Source organism: Halomicronema sp. CCY15110 (assembly GCF_016888165.1).
In the GTDB taxonomy this organism is placed as follows: domain Bacteria; phylum Cyanobacteriota; class Cyanobacteriia; order Phormidesmidales; family Phormidesmidaceae; genus Halomicronema.
The window spans coordinates 18,513-41,683 of sequence record NZ_JACSWC010000320.1; the positions used below are offsets into that span (position 1 = coordinate 18,513).

The window sequence follows — 23,171 nt, forward strand, 5'->3', positions numbered from 1 at the left end:
GCTGACAAGTGTTTTGTTAGCCGTCTTAGAGGCTGGGGCGATCGCACTGTTCATAACGAGTCAAGGTGAAGGGCAAGTCATGGCAAATCAATGGGCTCTCCTCATCGGCATTAACCAGTACAAAGCGCTGCAACCGTTGATGTACGCGCAGCCTGACGCCGTGGGACTCCGCAATTTTTTTGTGGACGAGGTGGGGGTGCCGGTCAACCAATGCACCCTGTTGACCGATGTGTCAGCGGCGATTGAGCCCCACGCCTACATGCCGCTGCGCCAAGAAATTGAACACCAACTGGAAACGCTCTGCCGCGATCAGGTACAGCCAGGCGATTTGCTCTGGGTCTTTTTTAGCGGTTGTGCCCTGACGGAAGCCGGTCAAGACTATTGGATGACGCTGGATTCGGAACCCACCAATTTGTCGGAAACGGCGATCCCGGTCTCGCAAATTTTCAAGATTTTAAGTCAGGCGCAGACCGATCAGATTGTCTTGGCGATGGACATGAATCGGAGTCAGGGCGCGGTCGGCCATCGCGATATTGGCGCTCAAACCCTTACCCTGGCTAAGGACTACGGCATTACGACGTTCCTGTCCTGCCAGCCTGAGCAGTTCTCCCACGAGACGATGTATGTCCGCCATGGCCTATTTACCAAGGCCATGCTGGAGGGGCTGCGGTATCACGGCTGCGTGACCGCCTCGCAGCTGGGGGAATATTTAGGCGATCGCGTCCCCGAACTCTGCGAACACCACTGTCGCCCGGTGCAAAATCCGGTGATGGTGGTGCCACAAACGCAAAAATTCATGATGGTGGTGCCTGCGGACGGGCTGGCGAACCTCTCGCCGACGGAAAATCTGACGGCGATCGACGACGGGGCAATGGTGGCCGGACTCGGTGCGAATGCTGCGACCCCACCGCCGCCGACACCCTCGTTCGCAGAAGATCAACCATCCACCGAGGATGCTTCACCCACACCTCCTCAGGAGGATGAACCATTCCCCACACCGCCAACCCATAACCAAGAACCCGTAACTGCGGCGTCAGAGGACTCGGCGGCTGGCGGTTTGAGTGGCCTGTGGAAATGGGGGGCGTTGGCGGCAGCGATCGCGTTTTTAGCCGGGATGTTCTTCCGGTTTCAGCCATTGCTCTTTGGGGACGGCGAACCGACGGCTAGCGATGCGCCCGCTGATGTGATGGATGATGCCCCCGAAGGTCCCGCCGAGCCCGCAGGGGAAACTGCGCCCCCAGATGGCGAGCCCGCAGCAGATCCCCCCCCCGTTGAAGGTGATCCCGCTGCGGTCTCCACCGCACCGCCTCCAGAGCAAGAAGACCCGATTGAGCGCGGGAATACGGCCCTCCAGCGAGCTGAGGAGGCGCTGGCTGAGCAGCGCTATGGCGAGGCGCGGGCTTGGCTGGGTCAAGTGCCCCCCGAAGTGCAAAACAATCGCTATCAGGATCTGCTGCAAGCAGCCAATAGCGAAGTGGCAGAAGCGGCAGTCCGCAACCAGACCATTCTCAACAGTGCGCGTCAGGTACTACAGCCCACGTCGGCGTCGATGTTTAACGACGCGATCGAACAGGCGCGTCAGGTGCCGCCAGAAGACCCTTACTACGAGCAGGCTCAAGCCGATATTCAGCGCTGGGGCGGCGTCATTCTCGACTTGGCGGAAGGCCGCGCTGCCAGTGGCAACATTGTCGGCGCGATCGCGGCGGCGCGGCTGGTGCCCGACGATCAGCCCGAACTCACCACTCTGGCCGCGCAGCGCATCCAAGGCTGGGAGCAGCAGATCGCCAATCAAGAACTGATTCAACAGACCCAAAATTCGCTACAGCCGGGACAAGCCAGCAGCTATAACGACGCCGTGCGCACCCTGGAGCAAATCGAACCGGGCCAACCGGGCTATGAAGATGCCCGCGCCCGCATGCAGCAATGGGGCCAGGATATTCTCGCGATCGCCCGGGCGCGGGCGGCGCAGGGCGACTTGGGGGGCGCGATCGGGGCGGCGCGACTGGTGCCCGAAAGTACCGACGCCTATGGGCCAGCGCAAGAAGAAATTCAACGGTGGCAGGCCCAGTAAGGGGCGGTAAAAGTTGCATTCTGGGTGAGTGGGGTGGATGGGTGGCAGGGTGGATGGGTGGCAGGGTGGATGGGTGCGGCCTGTGTTCCTGCACCGCCGCTAACGGATGAGGAACTGCTGGCGGGCGATCGCGATCGCGGGTGACTGTTTTTCCGCTCCGCCACGCTGCATAATAGGGTGACGCTAAGACACCGTCCAGACCCCACCACCCATTTTTGTCTTGTCAGCGGTTGCTAACGAGACAGATTGCCCGGCTGGCATGCTGCTATTGGTAAGGTCTGCAGCGAAACTTGTCCAACGTCACAGCGCCCTATTTGACGCCCATCGCCTCCCCCATCTAAAAGTCGTGAGGGTTGTCAAGTGGGCGGGTGACTGCGATTGGGCAACTGACGGCGTCAGTCAATGTATGGGAGCGATGCGACGATGACAGTTTGTGACTACAAACCCGGTCTGGAGGGAATTCCAGCAACTCAGTCAGCGATTAGCCACGTCGATGGCCAGCAAGGCATCTTAGAGTATCGCGGCATCCGCATTGAGGATTTAGCCCAACACGGCACGTTTTTAGAAACCGCCTATTTGCTGATTTGGGGCGGTTTGCCCACGAAGATCGAACTCGACGAATTTGAGTATGGCATCCGCCACCATCGGCGACTTAAATACCGCATTCGCGACATGATGAAGTGCTTTCCCGAAGGCGGGCACCCGATGGATGCGCTACAGGCTTGTGCCGCCGCCCTCGGGCTGTTCTATTCCAAACGGGCGCTAAACGATCCGCTCTACATTCAAAATGCGGTGGTGCGGCTGATGGCGAAGATCCCCACGATGGTGGCGGCGTTTCAGCTCATGCGCAAGGGGAATGATCCGGTGCAGCCCCGCGACGACTTGGATTATGCGGCGAACTTTCTCTACATGCTGAATGAGCAAGAGCCTGACCCGTTGGCCGCGCGGATTTTTGACATTTGCCTGACCTTACATGCCGAGCACACGATCAATGCGTCAACCTTTTCGGCGATGGTGACTGCCTCGACCCTGACCGACCCCTATGCGGTCGTGGCGTCGGCGGTGGGCACGTTGGCGGGGCCGCTGCATGGGGGGGCCAATGAAGAAGTCATCGACATGCTGGAAGCGATCGGCAGTGTGGAAAATGTCCGCCCCTACATTGATCAGTGCATCAAAGAGAAACGCCGGATCATGGGGTTCGGCCATCGAGTCTATAAGGTGAAAGACCCACGGGCCAACATTCTGCAAAAGCTGGCCGAGCAGCTCTTTGAAAAGTTTGGGGCCGATGACTATTACGAAATTGCCCTAGAGCTGGAACAGGTCGTCACGGAGCGCTTGGGTGAGAAGGGCGTCTATCCCAACGTGGACTTTTATTCCGGGCTGGTCTATCGCCGCTTGGGCATTCCCACGGATTTGTTTACGCCAGTATTTGCGATCGCCCGGGTGGCGGGCTGGCTGGCCCATTGGAAGGAGCAGATTCGCGAAAACCGGATTTTTCGTCCGACGCAGATTTACACGGGCAGCCACGATCAAAAATATGTGGCCCTGCATGAGCGGCCGCAAATCTGGGACCGCGATGTGATGGGTGGCAAACGCCCCTAAGGGGTCTCTCCCCCCTGGGCACGGTGGGAATGAGGGCGCATATTATATCCAGTGACGATTTTCAGGAACTCCGATCCCTTCACAGACGTGGAGGGATTTTTATTTTTTTGCTGTTTGCACCCTGTCAAATATCAGGTCAGCGGCGCTTAGGGATCTGCAACTAAATAAAGTACCCGTTCAATCCGGTTTCGACTTCGCTCAACCTACCATTATCGAGAGTTGAGCGGAGTCGAAACTCGGTTCATGGGGATCTTTTTTACGCGCAAGTCCCTTACCGAATGTCATACCCAAATAAATTGGGATCGACATCTTGCAAGTTCAAGTCGGCCAAACCATATTCAGCCCAGCGGCGATCAACTAGCGCAACGGTGTCAGGGTCAGGCACCAACTCATCACTCCAGGGGCGATCGGTTTCGGGATAGACCTTGGTGGTGGCGTCGATGCCCATGCGACTGCCCAAGCCCGGCTTTTCCGTGGCAAAGTCGAGACTATCAAACGGATTGTCCGGCAGGATAAAGACATCCCGCGCCGGATCCACCTTGGACGTGACCGCCCACATCACCTGGCGCGGATCGCGAATGTTGATCGACTTGTCCACCACGATGACGAATTTCGTGTAAGTGAACTGGGGCAACGCCGTCCAAAAGGCAAAGGCGGCTCGTCGCGCTTGTCCCGGATAGCTTTTATCAATCGACAGGACAGCGGCTTTGTAGCTCAGCCCTTCCATCGGCAAAAAGAAATCGATGATTTCCGGCACTTGCATCCGCAAAATGGGCGTGTAAATGCGGTTCAGCGCCAGCGCCATCATGGCATCTTCCTTCGGGGGACGACCGCTAAACGCCGTCATGTAAATCGGCTGTTTGCGCTGGGTCATGCAGTGAAATCGCAGCAGGGGAGCACTGTCGCGCTGGGGGCCGTAATAGCCAATGTGGTCGCCAGCGGGGCCATCGACCTCCGTTTCACCAGGCGTGATGGTACCTTCCAGTACCACTTCGGACAGAGCCGGTACTTCCAGGTCAACGGTTTTGCATTTCGCCAGATTTACCCCTTTGCCACTGTAGAGTCCGGCAAAGAGCCACTCTGACAGGTCAATGGGCAGCGGGGTCGCCGCCGCGAGAATCAACAGCGGATCAACGCCGAGGGCGACGGCGACTTCCAACTTTTCGCCGCGCTCGGCAGCTTTGCGCAAATGGCGGCTGGGGCCGCGCACCGACAGCCACTGCACCGTCGCCGTATTTTTTGACTGCATTTGCAGGCGATAGACGCCCACATTGGGAATTTTGCTTTCGGGGTCTTTGGTCACCATGAGGCCCAAGGTGATCACTTTGCCCGCATCGCCGGGGTAGACGCGGAGCAGGGGCAGTTTGTTGAGATCCACCTCATCGCCTTTCAGCACCACTTGATGACAGGGGGGAAACAGGTCGCGATCGGGCTTGGCTTTCACCACGTCGAACAGGGCCTTGCCCATTTCCACTGCCTGGGAAAACTTTTTGGGCGGGCGCGGTTGATACAGCAGCGCCAGCTTCTCGCCGATCGCTTCCAATTCCTGCGGCGACTCCAGGCCAAAACTCCAGCAGACCCGCTCCAGCGTCCCCAGCACGTTGATCGCCAATGGCATCTCCGCGCCCTTCACGTTTTCAAACAGCAGCGCCGGACCGCCGGATAACAGCAGTCGATTCGCGATTTCAGCGATTTCCAAATCCGGATCGACCGGGGCCGTAATGCGTCGCAGTTGTCCGCGTGCTTCCAGTAGCTTCAAAAACGCTTGCAGGTCTTTTGCCATGATTTAAAGAAATGTAAAGCTATCCTGATTTCATTATGGGGGAAATCGACCGTTGCTCCCGGAAAACCGTTAACGGGATCTTTACCCTGGGCTCGCGAAGACTCCGTATAGTAGGAGAAAATTATGTTGTCGGACAGATAGAGACAGATGCGATCAATGATTCGCGGCATCGTGCTGCTAGGCAGTTGTTTGACGCTGACGGGCTGCTTTAATCGGCTCGACACGATCGCCATTGGACAAGAAATTGAGGCGGAAATTGAAAGCCAGAGTCGGCGACTGTCCCTGGCCGAAGTCCGCTGTCCAACCAATGTCGCGAAACAGTCGGGGGCATATTTTCGCTGTGTGGGCTATTTGCGGCCCGAAGGCGAATTCACCATCAATGTCGTGCAGCAAGATGCCCAGGGCAGCATCGCCTGGGATGTGCCGAGTTCTGCCGTAATTTTGAATATGGCCAAAGTGGAAGACACCCTCCAGCAAGACTTTGCCCAAGCCTTTGCGAAACGCGCCAACGTGGACTGTGGAGCGCTGTATCGGCTGAATCAGCCGGGGACAGAATTTGAGTGCGAGGTGGTGGGCGGCGTGGTGCTGGATGCAGAACAGATCATGACGCTGGTGGTGAAGGTCGATCCCGACGGCAACTTGAACTGGTACGAGGTGCGCGAGGCGATCGCCCCAGCTACCAATGTGAGCAACCCGACCGAGGCCACCGACTCGGCCACCGCTGCCACCCCGTCAGCGACTCCAACTGATGCCGCTCCGGCCCAACGGTGAAGCCGCCCATTCCAGCCAATTTAGTCGGTTTCAGGCTCAATCAACTGCGATGGGCGAGCGGGAGACATGAGGGTGCAGCAGAGCCCGATGAAGACGAGCAGCGACCCCATCATTTCCCACTGGCTTAAGCTGTCGCCCAGCAGCAACACCGAAAACGCCATGCCAAAAATCGGCACCAGCAGCGAAAAGGGGGCCACGCGGTTGGGCGAATAATGCTGGACTAAATAGGCCCAAAAGCCGAAACAGAGCAGGGAGGCGATCAGTCCCGTGTACAAAATTGCGCCGATGCCCAAGGGGGTGAGCGATCTCAACGCGGCCCACTGACCAGACTCAAACTGCATCGATAATCCCAGCAGCGGCAATGGCGGCACCACCGCCATCCACACAAACAGGCGAAAGCCATTGCTCACCTGCGCTAACTTGATACAGATATTGCCGACGGCCCACGATGCCGCTGCCCCAACCACCAGCAGCAGCCCCAGAGAGGACGCATGGCCGCTGCGATCGAAGGCGATCGCCCCCATGCCCGCCAGCGCCAACCCGACCCCCAGCCACTGCTGACGGCGGGGCACATCCTGCAACACCCAGCTCGAAAACACCAGGGTAAACAACGCCTGCGACTGAATTACCAGGGACGACAGGCTGGCGGGCATCCCATTTTCCATGCCGACATACAGCAAGCCATATTGGCAAGTCCCCATCGCCAACCCCACCGCCACAATCCACCGCCACGCAATGCCCGTACGCGGCACAAACAAGATGGCGGGAAACGCCACCACCACAAACCGCAGCGCGGCAAACAGCAGTGGCGGAAATTCTCCTAGTCCCACTTTGATGGCGACAAACGTAAAGCCCCATAGTGAGGCCGCCACAATCGCTAACAGCGTGTGCCGCAAACTCATCATCGGTCTCCTGAATGACTCAAAAGTCAGCTTCTTAAGTAAAAATTGTGCTCAACGACGTCGCCAACGACGCGATCAAGACGGCGGTAATGGCTACCAGACAACGGCTTGCGTCCTGATGCCGGATCCGTTAACTGAGTTTTTGGCGTTGGACATAGCGCGTCTTGATGTCAGCGATCGCAAATAACGCCTCAAACTTCAGTCCCTTCGATTCATAGAACTCACGACCGCCCTGCTGACGATCCACCAGCGCCAGGATGGTATCGACGGTGTAGCCTGCCCCCCGCAGCCGCTCCACCGCTTTCCACGCGGACTGGCCCGTAGTCACCACATCTTCCAGCACGATGACGGACGCGCCAGCGGGCAACGTGGGGCCTTCGATATAGGCTTGAGTACCATGCCCCTTGGCTTCTTTACGCACAATTAATGGGGTAATGGGGCGATCGCTGTAAGCTCCCACAATGCTGACCCCGCTCACCATCGGGTCGGCCCCTAGCGTCAACCCGGCAACAGCCGCGACTTCCCGGGGAATAAGATCGAGCAGTAATCGGCCCATCATCATCCCGCCCGCCGGATGCAGCGTCACCTGCTTGCCATTGATGTAGTAAGTACTTTTTTGGCCAGAGGATAGGGTGAAATCGCCCTCCTTGTAGGCCACCTCGCAAAAGAGATCGAGCAGGCGATCGCGCACCGCCGCTAGCGGCAACGTTGTCAGGCCCAAAACTGAAGGGGGATTGCTCAAAGTCATAGATTCAAAGTTAATAAAAATGCGCCGTTTTTAGCAGGCTGCGCTATAAATGACGTGCGTACAGGCGGATCTAGTTAGGCGAACACCCAACATAGTTTACGCCTCAAAATGCTCATCAAGCGCAGCAAAACTTTCCCGAATGCTGACGCCGTCGATTTACTGGAGTGAGGAAAGCGACATGGCCAACTTTATCGTCCGAACCTTGACTGTGACTGTAGCTGCGATGTCGGCAGTCGCGATCGCCTCCGTAGCCAAAGCTGACGAGCCTCCCACGACTCGCTCCGCCTACATTCCTGAGGCCGCGAATGAAATTTTCTTCAACAATTCGCCTTCGTTTAATCAGCGTCGCTCCTTAGGTGGTCAGTTGAGCACGATGTTTGGTGTGGGCGGCTTTCCTGAGCAAAACATCATGCAGGACGGGTATGACGTATTTAACGCTTACAATTACATGCTGGAACTCCAGACACAATCCGACCCGACCCTGCGCGTGCCTGATTTGATGAGTCCTTACAACACGTCCGTGCAATTTTTGCCCACCACTACGGGAGGGGCGGTTTCCGGTAGTGAGTTTATTTTTGAATAAACCATTACCTAGCAGGTATGACTTCAGCCGCAGCGACCGGGAATCGCTCGCTTTGTCCACTAGGCTGAGTTGATCAGGTAGATTGAGACCTGCGGCCTGCCTTTACAGCGATGATTGCTGGGCCTGTGGAAAGGAATTTGATTTGGCTGAATCGTTGCCCATGACCGTCAACCGTTCCGCGATCGCGCTCGGCAGCAACCTCGGGGACTCTTTGGCGATTTTGCAGGGAGCGATCGCAGCGCTAGAGCGTCATCCTGATGTCACCGTCCTGCGTAGCTCCAGCATTTATCAAACCGCGCCTGTGGGGCCACCCCAGCCCGACTATTTCAACGCCTGTGCATTATTGGCGAGTTCCCTCGCACCAGAGTCACTGCTGCAATTGTTGTTAGCGATCGAAGGGCAATTTGGCCGAGTCCGGCGAGAGCGTTGGGGCGCACGTCGCCTCGACTTGGATTTACTGCTGGTGGAAGATCAGCAGCTCCAAACCCCGAGTTTAGAACTGCCCCATCCCCGGATGTGGGAGCGGGCCTTTGTGATGGTGCCCCTGGCAGAAATCGCGCCCGACTGGCGACATCCCCAATCGGGACAAACGATCGCCGAGATTTGCGCCACCCTCCCGGCGGACGGCATTCACCGCCTGCCCGATGCCCAAATTTGCCTCCAGGCCTCCTCTGGGGGACTGTGATAGTCTATTCCTCACAACACGCGGCCCAGCTTTGTCGGCTAGGGCTACGGTCATTTACTTTACCTTAGCCACCCTCTATGCCACTCGGTAACGAACCGCCCCAACTGCTCAAACAGCGTCTGTTGATTAAAGGACGCAAGTTTAACTTTGAAATTAACAGCCTCCGCTTGCCCAACAAGGCCGAAGGCGAATGGGAGTGCATTCGTCATCCCGGTGGGGCGCTGGCGATTCCGGTGACAGCCGAGGGGCAATTGGTATTGGTGCGGCAGTATCGTTTTGCCGTGCAGGGTCGCCTGCTAGAGTTTCCCGCCGGGACAGTCGAAGTGAATGAAACGCCGTTGCAAACCATTCAGCGCGAAATTCAGGAAGAAGTCGGCTACAGCGCCAAATCCTGGCAGTCTTTGGGCAACTTTCCCCTGGCTCCGGGATATTCTGACGAATTTATTTATGCCTTTTTGGCCACTGACCTGGAGAAAATCGAGCAGCCGCCAGCGGGTGATGCGGACGAAGACATTGAGGTCGTCTATCTCACGCCAGCCGAGTTTGAGCAGGCAGTGACTAATGGCGAAGGCGTCGATGCTAAATCCATCGCTAGCTATATGTTGGCGAAAGCGTTATTAGCGGCATAGTCTTGCCGTCATGTCGCGGCGGGTCAGTGCTGAGAGGGACGGGGTGACGATTGGGGTACCCGATCTTTATAGGGATGGGGAATTTTGAGTAAGTCGTCGATCTTCGGGGCCGGCAGCGGCTGGCTGAAATAAAAGCCCTGACTATACTCACAGCCGACTTGGCGCAATCGCTCCAGCTGCTCTAAGGTTTCGCCGCCTTCAGCGATCGCAAACATCCCTAAGCGATCGCTCAGCGCCACGATCGTTTCCACAATCTCTTGGTTGACCTTGGCTAACCGCATATTGGACGTAAACGCCTGGTCAATCTTTAACGCACTGAGGGGAAAGCGGTGCAAATAACTGAGCGATGAATAGCCCGTGCCAAAATCATCGATCGCCAACTGCACTGACAGAGCTTGAATCTGAGTCACTAGCTGCAATAGCTGGGGCGAGTCCCCCACCAAAAGGCTTTCCGTGATTTCTAACACCAGATATTGACCCGCTAGCCCTGATCCCTCAAGCGCCTGCCTCAGATTGTCAACCAAGTTGGGCGTTTGCAAATCCTGGGCCGATAAATTCACACTCACCTTCAGGTTTTGAGCAGTGGCATAGCGAGTTTGCCACTGCTTCACCTGATGACACGCGCTGTTGATGGCCCATTGGTCAATCTCCACAATCAGTCCCGTTTCTTCGGCAATGGGGATAAATTCGCTGGGGGCAATCAGGCCGCGCTCTGGATGCGGCCAACGGGCCAAGGCTTCCAGACCGTAAATGGTGCCATCACTGAGATTGACAATGGGCTGATAGTACAGCTCTAGCTGCTGGTTCGCGATCGCCTGCCGCAGATCTTGTTCGAGTTGCAGACGGTCGGTCACCTGCGCATGCAACATCGGGTCAAACATGGCGTAACTGTTTTTGCCATTCGCTTTCGCCCGATACATGGCAATATCGGCGTCGCGGAGTAGCTCCATGGCGCTGCGGTAAGCCAAGGAACCCATGACGATGCCAATGCTCGCTGTGACCAACACTTCTCGCCGCGCAATGGGAAACGGACGCCGCAACAGATCCAGCAGCCGCTGGGCCACGATCAGGACTTCTGAGGTGCCGTTGACCGCTTCCAGCAAAATGACAAACTCGTCCCCGCCGAGGCGAGCCACTAAGTCACCGGGGCGGACGAGGCGACTCAGCGCGTGAGCCACCAGGGTCAACAATTGGTCACCAACGACATGCCCCAGCGAGTCATTCACCAACTTAAAGCGATCGAGGTCCAGAAACAGCACCGCAAATTCTTGATGGGGAGGCCGCTTTACCCGTTCTAGCGATCGCTCTAGCTGAGTCATCAGCAGATTACGATTCGGCAGTTGGGTTAGGGCATCGTGCAAAGCGTTGTGGCGCAGTTGAGCTTCTGCCTGCTGTCGCTCCACTTCGAGCTGTTTGCGATCGCTAATGTCTTGAATGATGGCGGCCAGCACCTCAAAATTGCCTTGCTCATCCCGAATCACCGATGCCGTTAAATTCACCCAGAGCACCGACTGATCACGACACACAAAGCGCGTATCCAGGGTGAACCCTGACTTTTTCGAGCAATCGATGGGGGATAAAAGTTCCTGGTACAAACCTTGGTCGTCGGGGTGAATCAGCTGACTCAGCGAGATGGCTTGCAACTCCTGCTCGCCGTAGCCGGTCATGGCACAGTACTTGGCATTGGCCTGCACAATTTGGCCGTCAGACTGACAAAACGCAATTCCCAAGGTGACTTGCTCATACAGTGACGTGAAAAAAGACTGCTGATCCCGGAGCGCCTGTTCCGTAGCCTGACGTTTTTGCAGTTCGGCTTGGGCCGCGTGAAACAGCTCTGATTGATGAATCGCGATCGCCAGTTGATCGGCAATGCGGGAACTCAGGCCGACCGCTTCGGGCACCCACTTGGGGCAGATTTTTCTGAGGGTTAAGCTGCCCCAAGTCCGCTGGTTAATCTGCAAGGGAACCATCAGCCAGGCACCGGGAAATTGCTTTGCCAGCTGTCGGTGTAAGTTGTCTGCCAGCGTTTTACTATCGTCAATACAAATCGCATCGCCTTGTTTAAGAACCGCAGACACAGGATTTTCAGCATCCGGTATCCGTAAGCCTAAACAGGTCGGGGCCGTGTCGCTGGCTCGATATTCCGCCATGTGCAGCCAACTTTGTTTCCCTGCTTCGTAGCGAGCGATCGCGCCATGATCGGCGTCTAGCAGGGTGCAAATGTCTTCTAACACATAGGGAAACAGGGACTCGATCTCAAATGACTGACGCATCAGTTTGATCACGTCGTTGACCGCCCGCTCTTGCTGGGCCTGACGGTGCAAGGTCTCTTGGGCCAGCTGCAGGTCAGTCATATCGCGTGAGGTGGCAACCACCCCAGAAATTTTGCCATCATCGCCGACAAAGGGGGCGTAAGTGACCCCAACAAAGCGCCGATTGGCACCTGGGAAGGTAAACCAGTCGCTGTATTGCACGACTTGGCCCTGCAAGCACTGGTCTAATTGGGGCTTGATCACGGTCTGAAAGGTCTCTAATCCTAGTAAATCAGCGACCGAGTGGCCAATGATGTCCTGGCGAGAGATTTGATTCCAATCTAAATAGACCTGGTTTACCACCTGATAGACATAGTTGCAGTCCAATAAAGCCAGGCCGTCTTGGGTGGCCGAGACGATATGTTCGTATTGTTGCAAGCGTTCTTCATTCGCCTGCCGAATGCCGAGTTCTTGCTGGAGCTGCTGGTAGGTTTCGGCTTGCTCGATCGCGATCGCCAGTTGAGCCGCGACGCCCTGGGCAATGTGAATATCTTCCGCTGACCAGTTGACATACTGGTGCAGCCGTCCCAGGGTCAGGCTGCCCCACACTTTTTCGCCAATACTAATGGGCGTCAATAGCCAAGCTCCTGGGTCGGTCTGAGCCAGTTGGCTGTTGACGGGATCCTGGATTGAGCGCGTATCGTTGACTTGCACCACCTCTAATCGCTTCAGCCGTTCGGCAAAAGGATTATCTTGATCAGGAATCACATCGTGGGCTTTAGTCACCGGTTCCTGATCGGCATTAAAAACAATGCGGTGTATCCAACATTGACGTTCCGGCAAATACTGCACGATGCTCACTTGGGCCTTCAACAGCTCGGCAATGTGAGCAGCCGAAACTGCAAAGATCGTATCAAGATCTAGGGATTGGTGAATGGCATCAATCACCCGGCTCAACGCCTCGGCTTGCTGGGTCTGCTGGGTGAGTTGGGCTTGAGTTGCTTTTAACTCACTGATATCGGAGGAAACCCCAATTAGACCCAGCAAATTTTCTTCCGCATCGTAAACCGGAGCAGTATGGACTAACGCCATAAACTCGCGGTTGTGGCGATCGCGCACTGGAAACTCCCCCGACCAAGTTTGGCCCTGTCGTAGCTTAGCCAACACCTCTGACGATCGCTGCTGAGCACTGACAGCTGGCGTCACTGCTGAGATGGGCTGACCTAAAACTTCGCGTTGCGTCCACCCATAAAGGCTCTCAGCGGCCCGATTCCAAAAGCGAATGTAGCCTGCGGCATCCGTGGCAATGACGGCTTGGTTAATGGCGTTCAGCAGTCGCGCTGATAACTGACTTGAGCAAATTTGACTCCAATCATTGCCCGCTTGTTCAAAAGAGGGGGGGTAGCCTGGCATATCTTCATTTAGCGATTAAACGCTGCTACTGTGACATTCATGCAGTGGCGATGACAGGAAACCGAGCGAACTGCTTGCGAATCCAGGCTTTAGCAAAGATTGAGCTCAGGCATTGCGAGCACATGTTTGCTCTTAACAACTTTCTTTGGTCATAGCATACTCATCAGAGTTGCCAAAACTTAAGGTTTTGACATGAAAGTAAATAATTTTTCTCTGACTACAGTGATTATACTGAGCCGACCGCCAGCGATCGCCTCAACCTGTTTGCCCAGCTAGCGACGTGAAATTAAGAACCTGATCTAAATCTTCATGCCATGCACGGGCATTTGGCCGGTCTGCAACCGTTGCCAATAGTCTTTGAGGGCGACTGCCACCTGGTTAGACAGGAGCATACAGCCCAGCAGGTTGGGCAGGGCGATCGCAAACAGCATCATGTCACTAAAGGCCAGAACCGCGCTGGGCTGAGTGACTGTACCGACGAAGGTAGCGGCAACATAAATGACCCGATAGGCCACCAACCAGCGATCGCCCGTCAGGTAGCGCCAGCACTGCTCGCCGTAATAGCCCCAAGAAATAATGGTGGAAAAGGCAAAGAGACAGACCGCCACGGTCAGCATGATGGAGAAGCCGGAAACTGCTTGTCCAAAGGCGATCGCCACCAGCTCAAAGCCCAACGCCGCGTCGGGTGCCGTTTGATACGCATTGGTCACGACACAGACCAGGGCCGTCAGGTTGCAAATCACAATGGTGTCGATAAACGGTTCGAGGGAGGCGACAATCCCTTCGCGCACGGGCTCTTTGGTGCGGGTGGCCGCATGGGCGATCGCCGCTGACCCCACCCCCGCCGAGTTAGAAAACAGCCCCCGGCGCAACCCCTGCACCATGACCGCAATCATGCCGCCTTCGATCGCTTGAGGGCTAAATGCCTCATGGGTAATCAGGGCGATCGCCCCCGGCACCGCTGGCAAATTCGCCAACAGCACCCAGACGCCTGACAGCACGTACAACCCCGCCATCGTCGGCACAATGGTCCCCGCTACCGTGCCAATGCGCTGAATGCCGCCGACAATGACGACCCCCACGAGGGCCGTCAAGATCAAGCCATAGGCCCAGGGATAGTGATCCACCAGCGGAAAAATTTGAGCGATCGCGGATTGAGTCTGGTTGGCCTGAAACATGTTGCCCCCGCCCAGAGCTCCGACCGCGCAGAGCAAGGCAAAGGCCAGCGCTAAAAACCGACCCAGTGATGGCAACCCCAATTTGTCCAGCCCTTGGGAGAGGTAATACATCGGCCCCCCCGCAATCGTGCCGTCTTCGCGGACTGTGCGATATTGCTGCGCCAGGGTGCATTCCACAAACTTACTCGACATGCCCAAAAAGCCCGCCAAAGTCATCCACACCACCGCCCCCGGCCCGCCGAGTTGAATGCCGATCGCCACCCCGGCAATGTTGCCTAATCCCACCGTGGCGGAGAGGGCCGTCGCGATCGCTTGAAAATGGCTCACTTCTCCCGGTTCGTTCGGGTCATCGTAGCGGCCCAGGGTGACCGCGATCGCATGGCGAAAGGCCCGAATGTTGATCAGCCCCATTCTCAGGGTGAAATAGGTGGCTCCGATTAACAGCCACAAAATGACGAGAGGCAAACCGCCAATACTGAAAAACAGCGTCCGTTCTAAGACATTGACACTGAAATTGAGCGCTTGATCAAGACTATTCGCGATGGCATCCAAGAAGAGCGTGACATCAAAAGGCAACGACTTCAGCAAGAATCTCTCCAATGTCAATATATTCAGATTATCAAGACTAAGATGGCTTCGCTGAGCAGACGTATTGCATAGCAAGTCGAGTTCGAACCCTTAGGTCAGCCCTTTCTTTGTCAGCTTCTGGACTTACACCAATCCTCATTCTGTTCAACTTCATAACGATTTGGCATTGCTGGGAAATCCCCCAAAAATACGCCCCTCATGCCCATAGCAAAACGATGAGGGGCGTGACACGAGGATGCGAGTCCAAAGTGAAACGCTCTTCATATAGACGCCTTAGTTTCTGGATTTGGCACCCGCAATGTCTTGCTTGGCCATTAGGTAGTTTTTGGGAATGAGTCAAGCTATAGTTGTCGGCCTTTTCAATTTTCTGCTCAGCTACCGGCTTAATAAAACCACCTGTTAGAGCAGACTTCAACTCGCCCAGGGCTGTTTTTCTAGGGCGAGCTATCCATAAATTCGAGACACCTTTGAGGTCAAGCCTTACCGCGTCCTCATTCACCCTAAAGACTAGTGAGCGTCAGACTAAAAATCAGGTCTTGCTCCCGCAGGGAGCCACTGCGGGAACGACAGGCTCAGCCCGCAAGTACGGATCCTGCTCATCCTGAGCTTTTCGTAGGCCGTGCCTTCCCGAAGGGAATCGGATATTAGCGAGTATGCCTAACCCAAAAGTCAAGAACTGACAGAGCACTAGAGGCTGCCGCCTTTTTACGACAAGGAGCTAACGGCAAAATAGGCAACCGCCTCTGAGAAATCATTGCGATCTGGTCATGGGTGGCAATTAAACCATGCCTGATGTTTTCTTAAGGTTTTCTTAAGGTTTTCTCGTGTAAAACATTTGACCTATGCGCTGAGTGTCTATGACTTTGGAGGAAAAACGATATCTAGTGTCTGTTTATTAAGCTGCTTATCTGGAATCGCTGTATTTAGATCGCCGGAGGTAAATTCACAAAATAGCTTCAAAGGTTTGAAACTTTATTTTTTCTTCATGTTTGAATGTCGGTTTGTGGGGTGTCGCCCTCGACATAAGGGGGTGAGACCTCATGTTTTAGGGGTGGGACCCCTGGCATCTGTATGGTGTCCCACCAGCTTTGTGGTGGGTCTCTCCCTCTTTTGCCGCCAGCGGAAATAATTTAACTATGAATGGCATCAGTTTCATTGAGGAAGGATGCATCAATGACGGAAGATGTCAGAAACAAGGTCAATATTGACGTTTATTTCTCGGATTTTGAGACTCCAGAAGTGGTTATTTCTGAAGTGATTCCTGCTGATAAGGAAAACAAAGTAAAGCCCAAAGCGTTGCCCCAGGTTGATTTTGCTAGACCGTCCCGCAGAAAAGAGCCTAGTCAGGAAGAATTGAGCGAAGCCGCGCATGAATTGAAGCAGCTCCGCTGGCAAATAGATGAATTGCCCGGTCACTTAGCAAAACGACGAGTGATGCGAAAAGAGTCCGCACAAACCCTGCGACTACTGCTAGCTGGCATTTGTGTCTCAATCGTGGCGTCTGGCAGTTTTTTGGCCCTGCGCCAATGCCAAAAAGGACAGATTTGTGAACAGTGGGGACAGTTGACTGACTCGCTTCACGTTTCGGTGGTGTCGCAATTAACTTCGTTTCGCCAAAGTCTCAATGCTCATAAAGACCTGTTAAGCGACTTCACCATGCTCAGGTTCAGAAAACCTGAGTTGCTAGAAGAATCCAATCAACTACAAACACCTGCACAATCCCAAGACGTCTTCCAGCGGGGTGTGGACGAGGCCGAAACGGCTATGGCATTACAGCAAGAAGCCATTGCGCCCGATGAGTGGCAAAAAGTTGTACGCCACTGGGAAATGGCGATCGCTCATCTGGCAGAGGCTTCATCGGATGATCAACTGGCAGCAGAAGCTCGGGAAAAGAGTGCCGTTTACCAACTCAATCTAGAGTATGCACGCTCTGAGGTGGATTCTTTCCGTGAAGCTGTCAATGCGGCCATGGCAGCGGCTGTGCTAACTCAATCGGCCAGTACTGAGGCCGATTGGCAGCAAGTGGCACAAACATGGCTAGAAGCGATTTCCTTGATGGACAGCGTGACTCCGGAAAGTGAGCACTATCAAATGGCCCAGCGAAAAATACTAGAGTACTCTAGTAACTTGCTCTATGCCCAAACCGAAGTCCTGATGGCAGCCCGAGCTAAAGATCAACTGCTATCGGTTCACGGCATCGCTACTGAGTAAAGTTATCTAACGCACGATGATATTCTGGCGGAGTTTTTGGCCCAGTCAGTCTCAATACCTCATAGTCTTCTGCGTCATAGCTTTGACTTTGGTAGTACAGCACCACGGCGGCCAACTCAGGGCGAGTACGCTCCACCGCTGCGTGACATCCAGGATCAGATAGAGTCTTCTGTTCGACATATGCGATCTGAAGTCCCTCATCAGCATCCGTGACCACGACTGCTCCTGGGCCAAATTGCCGATAGCCTCGCCAAGAAAGTGCCAGTATCTGCGGGTAAAACTCATTGAGTCGCTGTAAGGCTGCTTTTGACATTGCACTATAGCTATCCACTTGGCTGCGCTCAACTAAAACCGCTGAAGGTGAATCAGAGATTGTGCTGCTGGCAGCGTCGACCAACCTGGGGATGGACTGTACCTGTTGGCTGGCAGGTTGCACCCATTCCAGTAACTCTCCTGGCTGACATTGCAACGCTAAGCAAATTCCCTCGAGTCGATCAGGCGTAAGCCTGGGCATCTCTTCAGATTTCCTGAGTCGATAGACGGAATTCTCCGTAATGTCTAGCGCAAGCGCTAACTCCTTATTCCGCACTCCTCGAGCTGACATGACTTCGTTCAGCTTCCACAGAATCACGACTTACCCTCCAGGGAAATGGAAGACCCCACTGACATTGCAATCGTAGTTCAAAGGCGCGTTTATTCGTCACGCGTAGATTTATTTTGCTTCTCGTGTTGACTTTTTTCTACGTCTCATGTAGATTAATGGTGTCGATGTTCCCCGTGGGTGACATCTAAGAAGTCTCAAAACAGGAACGCCTTATGTTGAAGCAGGTAAAGACTCCACGTCAGTTCATCAACTCCAGTCAACGCCAATCTGAGCAGACCAAATCAGATCATCGGCAGGGCCTAGTGGCAGACGGCACGCGTTTTCTCAAAGATGGTCACTGGTGGGAGATTGACGCCCATGTGTCTGGTAAGTATGGTCCCTACTACCGCTGTCACCCTGTTTGTAATATCGAAAGCCGCTTTTTCGCCCATCACGAAATTAGCCAAGCCTTGACTGAGGAAAAGACCATGCTGGCATCGAGTATGAAACCGCCTTCGAGAGACGTTCCTACGTGTTCTGGCGATCGTGGGTCTGGCCGGTTGGGGGAATTGGTTCCCATTTCACAGGCCCACGTTAAGTTAAGCCACACGAAGAGAAAAACTGTGAAAAATGGCAACTCTGAGTGCAAGTTGCTCGCGATCGGCACCCCAGCAGGTATCAAAGCTACGATTCAAAATCTTCATAATCTGGGATTTGCCCACACCACTGATTGGAGTTCAGTGCAAAGAAAACCTCGATCTGATGAATTTATGAGCATCTTCACAGGGCGCAAGGTATAAGCCTGCAGTACTTATTTATGTCAGAAAGGTGAGCCATGAAAAAAGATCCGGCCTTAACTACCGCCATTATGCTGACTCACTATGGGTTCGACTTGAACGGTGGATCATTACCTTTAGTGATTAAGGAATGGCTAGATTTATATCCCAACAAGTGGGTTCTAGCTGCAGTCGTAGAAGCTTTATATCAAGGTCGATATAAAGCTAGTTCAGTAAATCGAATCCTTGATAACTGGTGTTCTCGAGGAAAAGCGTTGCCAAACTTTGATCACGACTTTGCGGACTACTTCTGCAGAAAAATAGTCAAAGCCTTGCTCGCAGAACTTGAACTTTACGAAAACCGCAAGAATGTACCCGAATTAGCCAATCAGCAGCCCGCATCAAGCCATCGAACAGCTAGTGATTCTGAGTTAGAGCGAGACTTGAAATTCACCAAGATAACTACTCGAAAGCATTCCCCAAATCCAAATATTGCCGCATGTGCCAAACTTGTCAGTCAACTTTGACTGATGCCAAGCCTAATCTAATCTACTCAAGGAGGCAGCATGAAAAGGATGATTTTAGGCGTACTAGATGCGCTTGGCTGGTTAGAACCAGAGGATAAAGATGCTAACTATAATGATCTTTGGCTCCAAGAAAATGAAGAGATTGTCAGAACGAGTCGGCATCCTAGACTTTCTGAAGAACCGACGTTTTTTCCTGATAATGATGACCGTGTAAGCCCTCAGGGTAGTTCCATGAGTCAGGTTCCATTCCCTGCTCAGATCGTTGACTTTCAGCGTAACCATCGCAATGTCAGCCCTCCACTTCCTAAGCGAACTCAGGCATCCACTATTCCACTGCCGCAAACAAGTTTTAAGAATTTTACTGGTCTGGAAAAACAGCCATGTGAAGTCGCCATTATTAACCTGACAACCTTCGACGAAGTTGGAAAGGCCCTAAAAGAATTAGGCGAAAGAAAGCTCGTTATCGTCAATTTACTTTGCACGGCAGTTAGAGAAAAGCAGAGAGTTCTAGATGTCATTTCTGGTGGCACCAGCATTATTGATGGATCTGCTGAGAGAGTGGGCGAAGATACTTTTCTATTTGCCCCTAACACAATTCGAATCACCAATGAAGAATTAGAGACTGGTGATTTGACCGAACATTATGCAAACGATCTCCCACTTCAAGATCATTTGCTGGTGGAGGCTTGCTAAGCCTAGTCCAGTATTTTTAGCTCATGGCAGTGGAGAGTAATAAAGTGTTTACCGCTGAATTGATTTCAAAGCTACTACTAATCTCATTCTCCTGTGCCTGGGACAACAAAATATGGGAAAAGGTTGACTTAAAAATTCGACAACTTATCTATGAAACCTCCAAGCAATATCAGAACAACTTCAAATCAAGATACGGTAAGGTGAGATTGTCTGGAAGCAACACTGAGCGGGAACTGAGTGAGATCTACGTTCCAATTCCTTGCTCAGACTGTCATCATAAGCCCACTGCAGAGGAAAGTTATCGGTCTAAAGTCTTCAAACCAGAGTTGGCTATTGATGACACAGTCTGCTACAGATCAATTTTTGATCGTGTAAATGAAAATCAGTATCTAATCTTAGTTGGAAAAGTCGGTTCAGGTAAGACATTAACCCTCAAATACATTGCTTTAGAAGCATTGAGCCAAGATGAGAACTGTCTTTATATTCACAATAAGATTCCTGTTTATCTAGATTTGAACAGTCACTTATATTCGGACAGAGAAATTCATGAAATAATTGTTGAAGAATTTGAAATCGCTGGAGTTCCAGATGCTCACAATTTTGCGGAAACCACTCTCAAGAGGGGAGACTTATTACTGCTGATTGACAGTGTTGATGATTTAAGTCAGTCTCAGCAATCAATTCGCCTAAGTGAAGTGAGTGCATTAGTAGAGAGATTTCCCAGCAATAGATATATCCTCGCAAGAAAAGAGGAAATTCCTTTCGGAAATTTACTGGGCTTTAATTCTTCTTATGTACATCCCTTTGGAGAGTCTGAGATATTATCTTTCATTAACAAATGGTTTGATTGTCAAGATGATTCATTTGGGAAGCTCTTATTGAAAGTTTTTAGGGAGAGGGCCTTATTTCCGCTTGATTTCTTGAGGAGCCCACTGCTGCTCACAATTACGTGTAGCTCTTTCTCAAAAGCGAATGCGTCGTCTTCGAATGTTTTAGTGCTCTATGAAAATGCATTAAAAACGCTACTGATTGACTGGTCTAGAGAGAAAGGAATTGACACTTCTGATAATGTTGCCCACCTCAAAGAAGAAATTTTGTCGAGACTGGCATTAAAGGCATCACAAAACCTAGACAATGCATCTCTGAAGATAGAGGTTATAGAAACTTTCAGTATTCCAGAAACGCGAAATTTAGATAGTACTGACTCTACTAATCCGAGTCAACTGCTGCATGAATTTCAATATAAGCATGGCATTTTAGAGCAGAACTCTGATGGCAGCTATCGTTTTGCATTTCGAAGTATCCAAGAATATTTGACAGCTTACTCCATTATTTTCTTGAATCATTATTTAAATATCTTTTTGGAGAGTCATATTTCAGATCGTCAATGGAGAAACATATTTATCCTTGCTGCAGGGATTAAAAACTCGGATTTTTTGATTTCTTCTATGCTCAATCACATGAATTTTTTATTGATGACGCCTCGACTAAGAAAGTTAGCAAACCGAATTGAGGAAATGACAAGTACCACACAAAATACTGTCAGAGATAGCAGAAAAACAGGATTGATACTTTCTGTGTTGATCGACATCATTATCACTTACCAAGATAACTGTAAATTCAGGAAAACTCTATTCTCCTGCAATAGTCAGATCAACAACATTCTCTCGAAAAGACAGAAAATCTCTATTGAAACCTATACGATAGACCCCAAGCTACTTAGATATTTAGATGAATTGGCTCTGATTAATATCTCAAATAGCCTGGCGAAGAAGCTTTTAAATTCAAATGCTCTCAAAGACACTGAAAAGATTCAAAAATTCAGTGATAAGCTTGAAAATATTTTGATCTTCTTAAGGGATAAATCAAAACATGAACTCACAGCTCGCCTGAGCCGTCAAAAAATCTCTGATTATCTTTATCAGTACTGGTTGACTTTACTTGACTTGAAGCCTGGCGATCTTGAATTTGAAACTGAAGACATTGAAGCCTTGAAAGACTACTTGTATGCGTATGATTTGATCTTCAAGTGTAAAGATTATTCGAGACAAATATCGCCCCAGATAGTCGATAAAATAGGCAAATCTTTTATGCCAATTAAACACGAATTTAAACCATCACAATAATTTCAGAGAATCTGTGAATCCAAGCGCATCTACTGCCATAATAGTTTCTTGTTCTTTCAATAAAGAATGTTTGCACGATTTCATGTTGGTCTTCTTTAATACTTAGGGCCAACCGTCAGGTTCAAAATCCTCGATTCACCATTTTCGCTGTGATACTTATTCGCCCAATCAAGGAGAAAAACATCTAGTTCTTTATAAGCTTCTTCCTGATCTTCGGGTCTAATTTGCAGCATTTCAAGTGCCCTAAAAACATTTCGACTCTTCTGAGCCCATAGCCTCATGCTCTTAAAGAAGTCTAATGTATCTCGAATAACTTCTCCAACCCTGGAGCTATATTGATTGGGAGAATAGGTTGTTTTTGCTAACAAAAAAACGGATTCGTTCGTTTGTTCAAGCTTAACTCTCAGTACCGTCCCAGAACTTAATAAACAGTATTTCATGTGCTCTGCCATCGCATCGCTAAGAACAGAGGCTTGATTGTTCACTTTTTCACTTATATAGCAAGAATGCATCTCTTCTAAGACTTCCATAAACTGATGATTGCTGAGCACTAAGGCCGAAGGTGTTGCCTGGGGCAACATATTTTCAAGATAGGTCAACTCTCTTCTAGTGATCTCGTAGTTCTTAAATCTAGGCCCACTTACGTATGGGTACTTTTTTATCCACATATGGGGGAACCCAATCAAATAGCGTGGTTCTTTTGAACCAAATGACTTTAGCTCATCTCCATCTATGATCGCCGATTCGACTTCCCTGACAATTGCTTTAACTCGCTTTGTCTCAACGTGGTGAATCAGACCAGTCCGGCGCAACTTTCTATCTTGTTCCAGGTATGTAGTGTATATGGCAAGCTTCGCTGCAGTAGTCGCCGCATCCAAGAAAGAGCCATAGCGATGGCCTGAAAACTTCATCGATGCTACAGCGATATAAAGCAGCAGATGATCTATGTCATCAGACAACACAGATTCTACAAGCTTGTAATGGCTATTGCCGAGCAACTCATTTATTTTATTCATTCTAAATTTGATTTATTGAAAATTTATTAAACAG

General features: G+C 52.0%; 18 protein-coding genes. 11 read left to right on the forward strand and 7 right to left on the reverse strand.

Annotation, left to right across the window (positions count from 1 at the left end; translation table 11 throughout):
* Window positions 1–79: 79 nt before the first annotated feature.
* Both JUK32_RS15085 and JUK32_RS15090 read left to right on the forward strand, forming a co-directional pair.
* Window positions 80–2,071, forward strand: a complete 1,992-nt coding sequence (locus tag JUK32_RS15085; RefSeq protein ID WP_204139690.1) for a caspase family protein — start codon at window positions 80–82, stop codon at window positions 2,069–2,071.
* A gap of 423 nt (window positions 2,072–2,494) precedes the next feature.
* Window positions 2,495–3,673 carry a citrate synthase gene (locus JUK32_RS15090; protein WP_204139691.1) on the forward strand — a complete coding sequence of 393 codons (1,179 nt, stop codon included), beginning with the start codon at window positions 2,495–2,497 and terminating at the stop codon, window positions 3,671–3,673.
* A 271-nt stretch (window positions 3,674–3,944) separates the two neighbouring features.
* Here the strand turns inward: JUK32_RS15090 and JUK32_RS15095 are convergent, their stop codons facing one another.
* Window positions 3,945–5,456, reverse strand: a complete 1,512-nt coding sequence (locus JUK32_RS15095) for a UbiD family decarboxylase (RefSeq protein WP_204139692.1) — start codon at window positions 5,454–5,456, stop codon at window positions 3,945–3,947.
* Between the two features lie 147 nt (window positions 5,457–5,603).
* On the opposite strand from JUK32_RS15095, the gene JUK32_RS15100 reads away from it, so the two are divergent.
* Complete coding sequence (locus tag JUK32_RS15100; protein WP_204139693.1) at window positions 5,604–6,227, forward strand: hypothetical protein; 624 nt, start codon at window positions 5,604–5,606, stop codon at window positions 6,225–6,227.
* Between the two features lie 20 nt (window positions 6,228–6,247).
* Here JUK32_RS15100 and JUK32_RS15105 read toward each other — a convergent pair whose 3' ends face one another.
* Both JUK32_RS15105 and pyrE read right to left on the reverse strand, forming a co-directional pair.
* On the reverse strand, window positions 6,248–7,132 hold the full coding sequence (locus JUK32_RS15105) for an EamA family transporter (RefSeq protein ID WP_239112685.1): 885 nt from the start codon (window positions 7,130–7,132) through the stop codon (window positions 6,248–6,250).
* Between the two features lie 127 nt (window positions 7,133–7,259).
* Window positions 7,260–7,877 carry an orotate phosphoribosyltransferase gene (gene pyrE / locus JUK32_RS15110; RefSeq protein WP_204139694.1) on the reverse strand — a complete coding sequence of 206 codons (618 nt, stop codon included), beginning with the start codon at window positions 7,875–7,877 and terminating at the stop codon, window positions 7,260–7,262.
* A 139-nt stretch (window positions 7,878–8,016) separates the two neighbouring features.
* Between pyrE and JUK32_RS15115 the strand changes: the two genes are divergently transcribed.
* From JUK32_RS15115 to JUK32_RS15125, 3 genes are all read left to right on the forward strand, one after another.
* A complete protein-coding gene (locus JUK32_RS15115; protein WP_204139695.1) occupies window positions 8,017–8,460 on the forward strand; it encodes a hypothetical protein in 444 nt (147 codons plus the stop codon).
* Between the two features lie 142 nt (window positions 8,461–8,602).
* On the forward strand, window positions 8,603–9,145 hold the full coding sequence (gene folK / locus JUK32_RS15120) for a 2-amino-4-hydroxy-6-hydroxymethyldihydropteridine diphosphokinase (RefSeq protein WP_309224551.1): 543 nt from the start codon (window positions 8,603–8,605) through the stop codon (window positions 9,143–9,145).
* 77 nt (window positions 9,146–9,222) lie between these two features.
* Window positions 9,223–9,774, forward strand: a complete 552-nt coding sequence (locus tag JUK32_RS15125) for an NUDIX hydrolase (RefSeq protein WP_204139696.1) — start codon at window positions 9,223–9,225, stop codon at window positions 9,772–9,774.
* A 23-nt stretch (window positions 9,775–9,797) separates the two neighbouring features.
* On the opposite strand, the gene JUK32_RS15130 is transcribed toward JUK32_RS15125, so the two are convergent.
* The gene (locus tag JUK32_RS15130; protein ID WP_204139697.1) at window positions 9,798–13,439 is read right to left on the reverse strand and encodes an EAL domain-containing protein; all 3,642 of its coding nucleotides are present in this window, start codon (window positions 13,437–13,439) and stop codon (window positions 9,798–9,800) included.
* A gap of 299 nt (window positions 13,440–13,738) precedes the next feature.
* Window positions 13,739–15,205: a sodium:alanine symporter family protein gene (locus tag JUK32_RS15135; RefSeq protein WP_239112686.1), complete on the reverse strand. Its 1,467-nt coding sequence runs from the start codon at window positions 15,203–15,205 to the stop codon at window positions 13,739–13,741.
* A 1,173-nt stretch (window positions 15,206–16,378) separates the two neighbouring features.
* Here JUK32_RS15135 and JUK32_RS15140 point away from each other — a divergent pair.
* A complete protein-coding gene (locus JUK32_RS15140) occupies window positions 16,379–17,416 on the forward strand; it encodes a hypothetical protein (protein ID WP_204139698.1) in 1,038 nt (345 codons plus the stop codon).
* Here JUK32_RS15140 and JUK32_RS15145 read toward each other — a convergent pair.
* Complete coding sequence (locus JUK32_RS15145) at window positions 17,406–18,047, reverse strand: helix-turn-helix transcriptional regulator (protein WP_309224552.1); 642 nt, start codon at window positions 18,045–18,047, stop codon at window positions 17,406–17,408. The two genes, JUK32_RS15140 and JUK32_RS15145, sit on opposite strands and share 11 nt — an antisense overlap.
* Window positions 18,048–18,232: 185 nt before the next feature.
* Here JUK32_RS15145 and JUK32_RS15150 point away from each other — a divergent pair, with 185 nt between their 5' ends.
* The 4 genes from JUK32_RS15150 to JUK32_RS15165 are packed head-to-tail and all read left to right on the forward strand — an operon-like array spanning window position 18,233 to window position 22,121.
* The gene (locus JUK32_RS15150) at window positions 18,233–18,799 is read left to right on the forward strand and encodes a hypothetical protein (protein ID WP_204139699.1); all 567 of its coding nucleotides are present in this window, start codon (window positions 18,233–18,235) and stop codon (window positions 18,797–18,799) included.
* 35 nt (window positions 18,800–18,834) lie between these two features.
* Window positions 18,835–19,302 (forward strand): hypothetical protein, encoded by a 468-nt coding sequence (locus tag JUK32_RS15155; RefSeq protein ID WP_204139700.1) that lies wholly within the window; start codon window positions 18,835–18,837, stop codon window positions 19,300–19,302.
* Window positions 19,303–19,341: 39 nt separating this feature from the next.
* On the forward strand, window positions 19,342–19,995 hold the full coding sequence (gene sepF / locus JUK32_RS15160; RefSeq protein ID WP_204139701.1) for a cell division protein SepF: 654 nt from the start codon (window positions 19,342–19,344) through the stop codon (window positions 19,993–19,995).
* A gap of 44 nt (window positions 19,996–20,039) precedes the next feature.
* The gene (locus JUK32_RS15165; RefSeq protein WP_204139702.1) at window positions 20,040–22,121 is read left to right on the forward strand and encodes an NACHT domain-containing NTPase; all 2,082 of its coding nucleotides are present in this window, start codon (window positions 20,040–20,042) and stop codon (window positions 22,119–22,121) included.
* Window positions 22,122–22,216: 95 nt separating this feature from the next.
* On the opposite strand, the gene hetR is transcribed toward JUK32_RS15165, so the two are convergent.
* A complete protein-coding gene (gene hetR / locus JUK32_RS15170) occupies window positions 22,217–23,137 on the reverse strand; it encodes a heterocyst differentiation control protein (protein WP_204139703.1) in 921 nt (306 codons plus the stop codon).
* Between the last annotated feature and the right edge of the window lie 34 nt (window positions 23,138–23,171).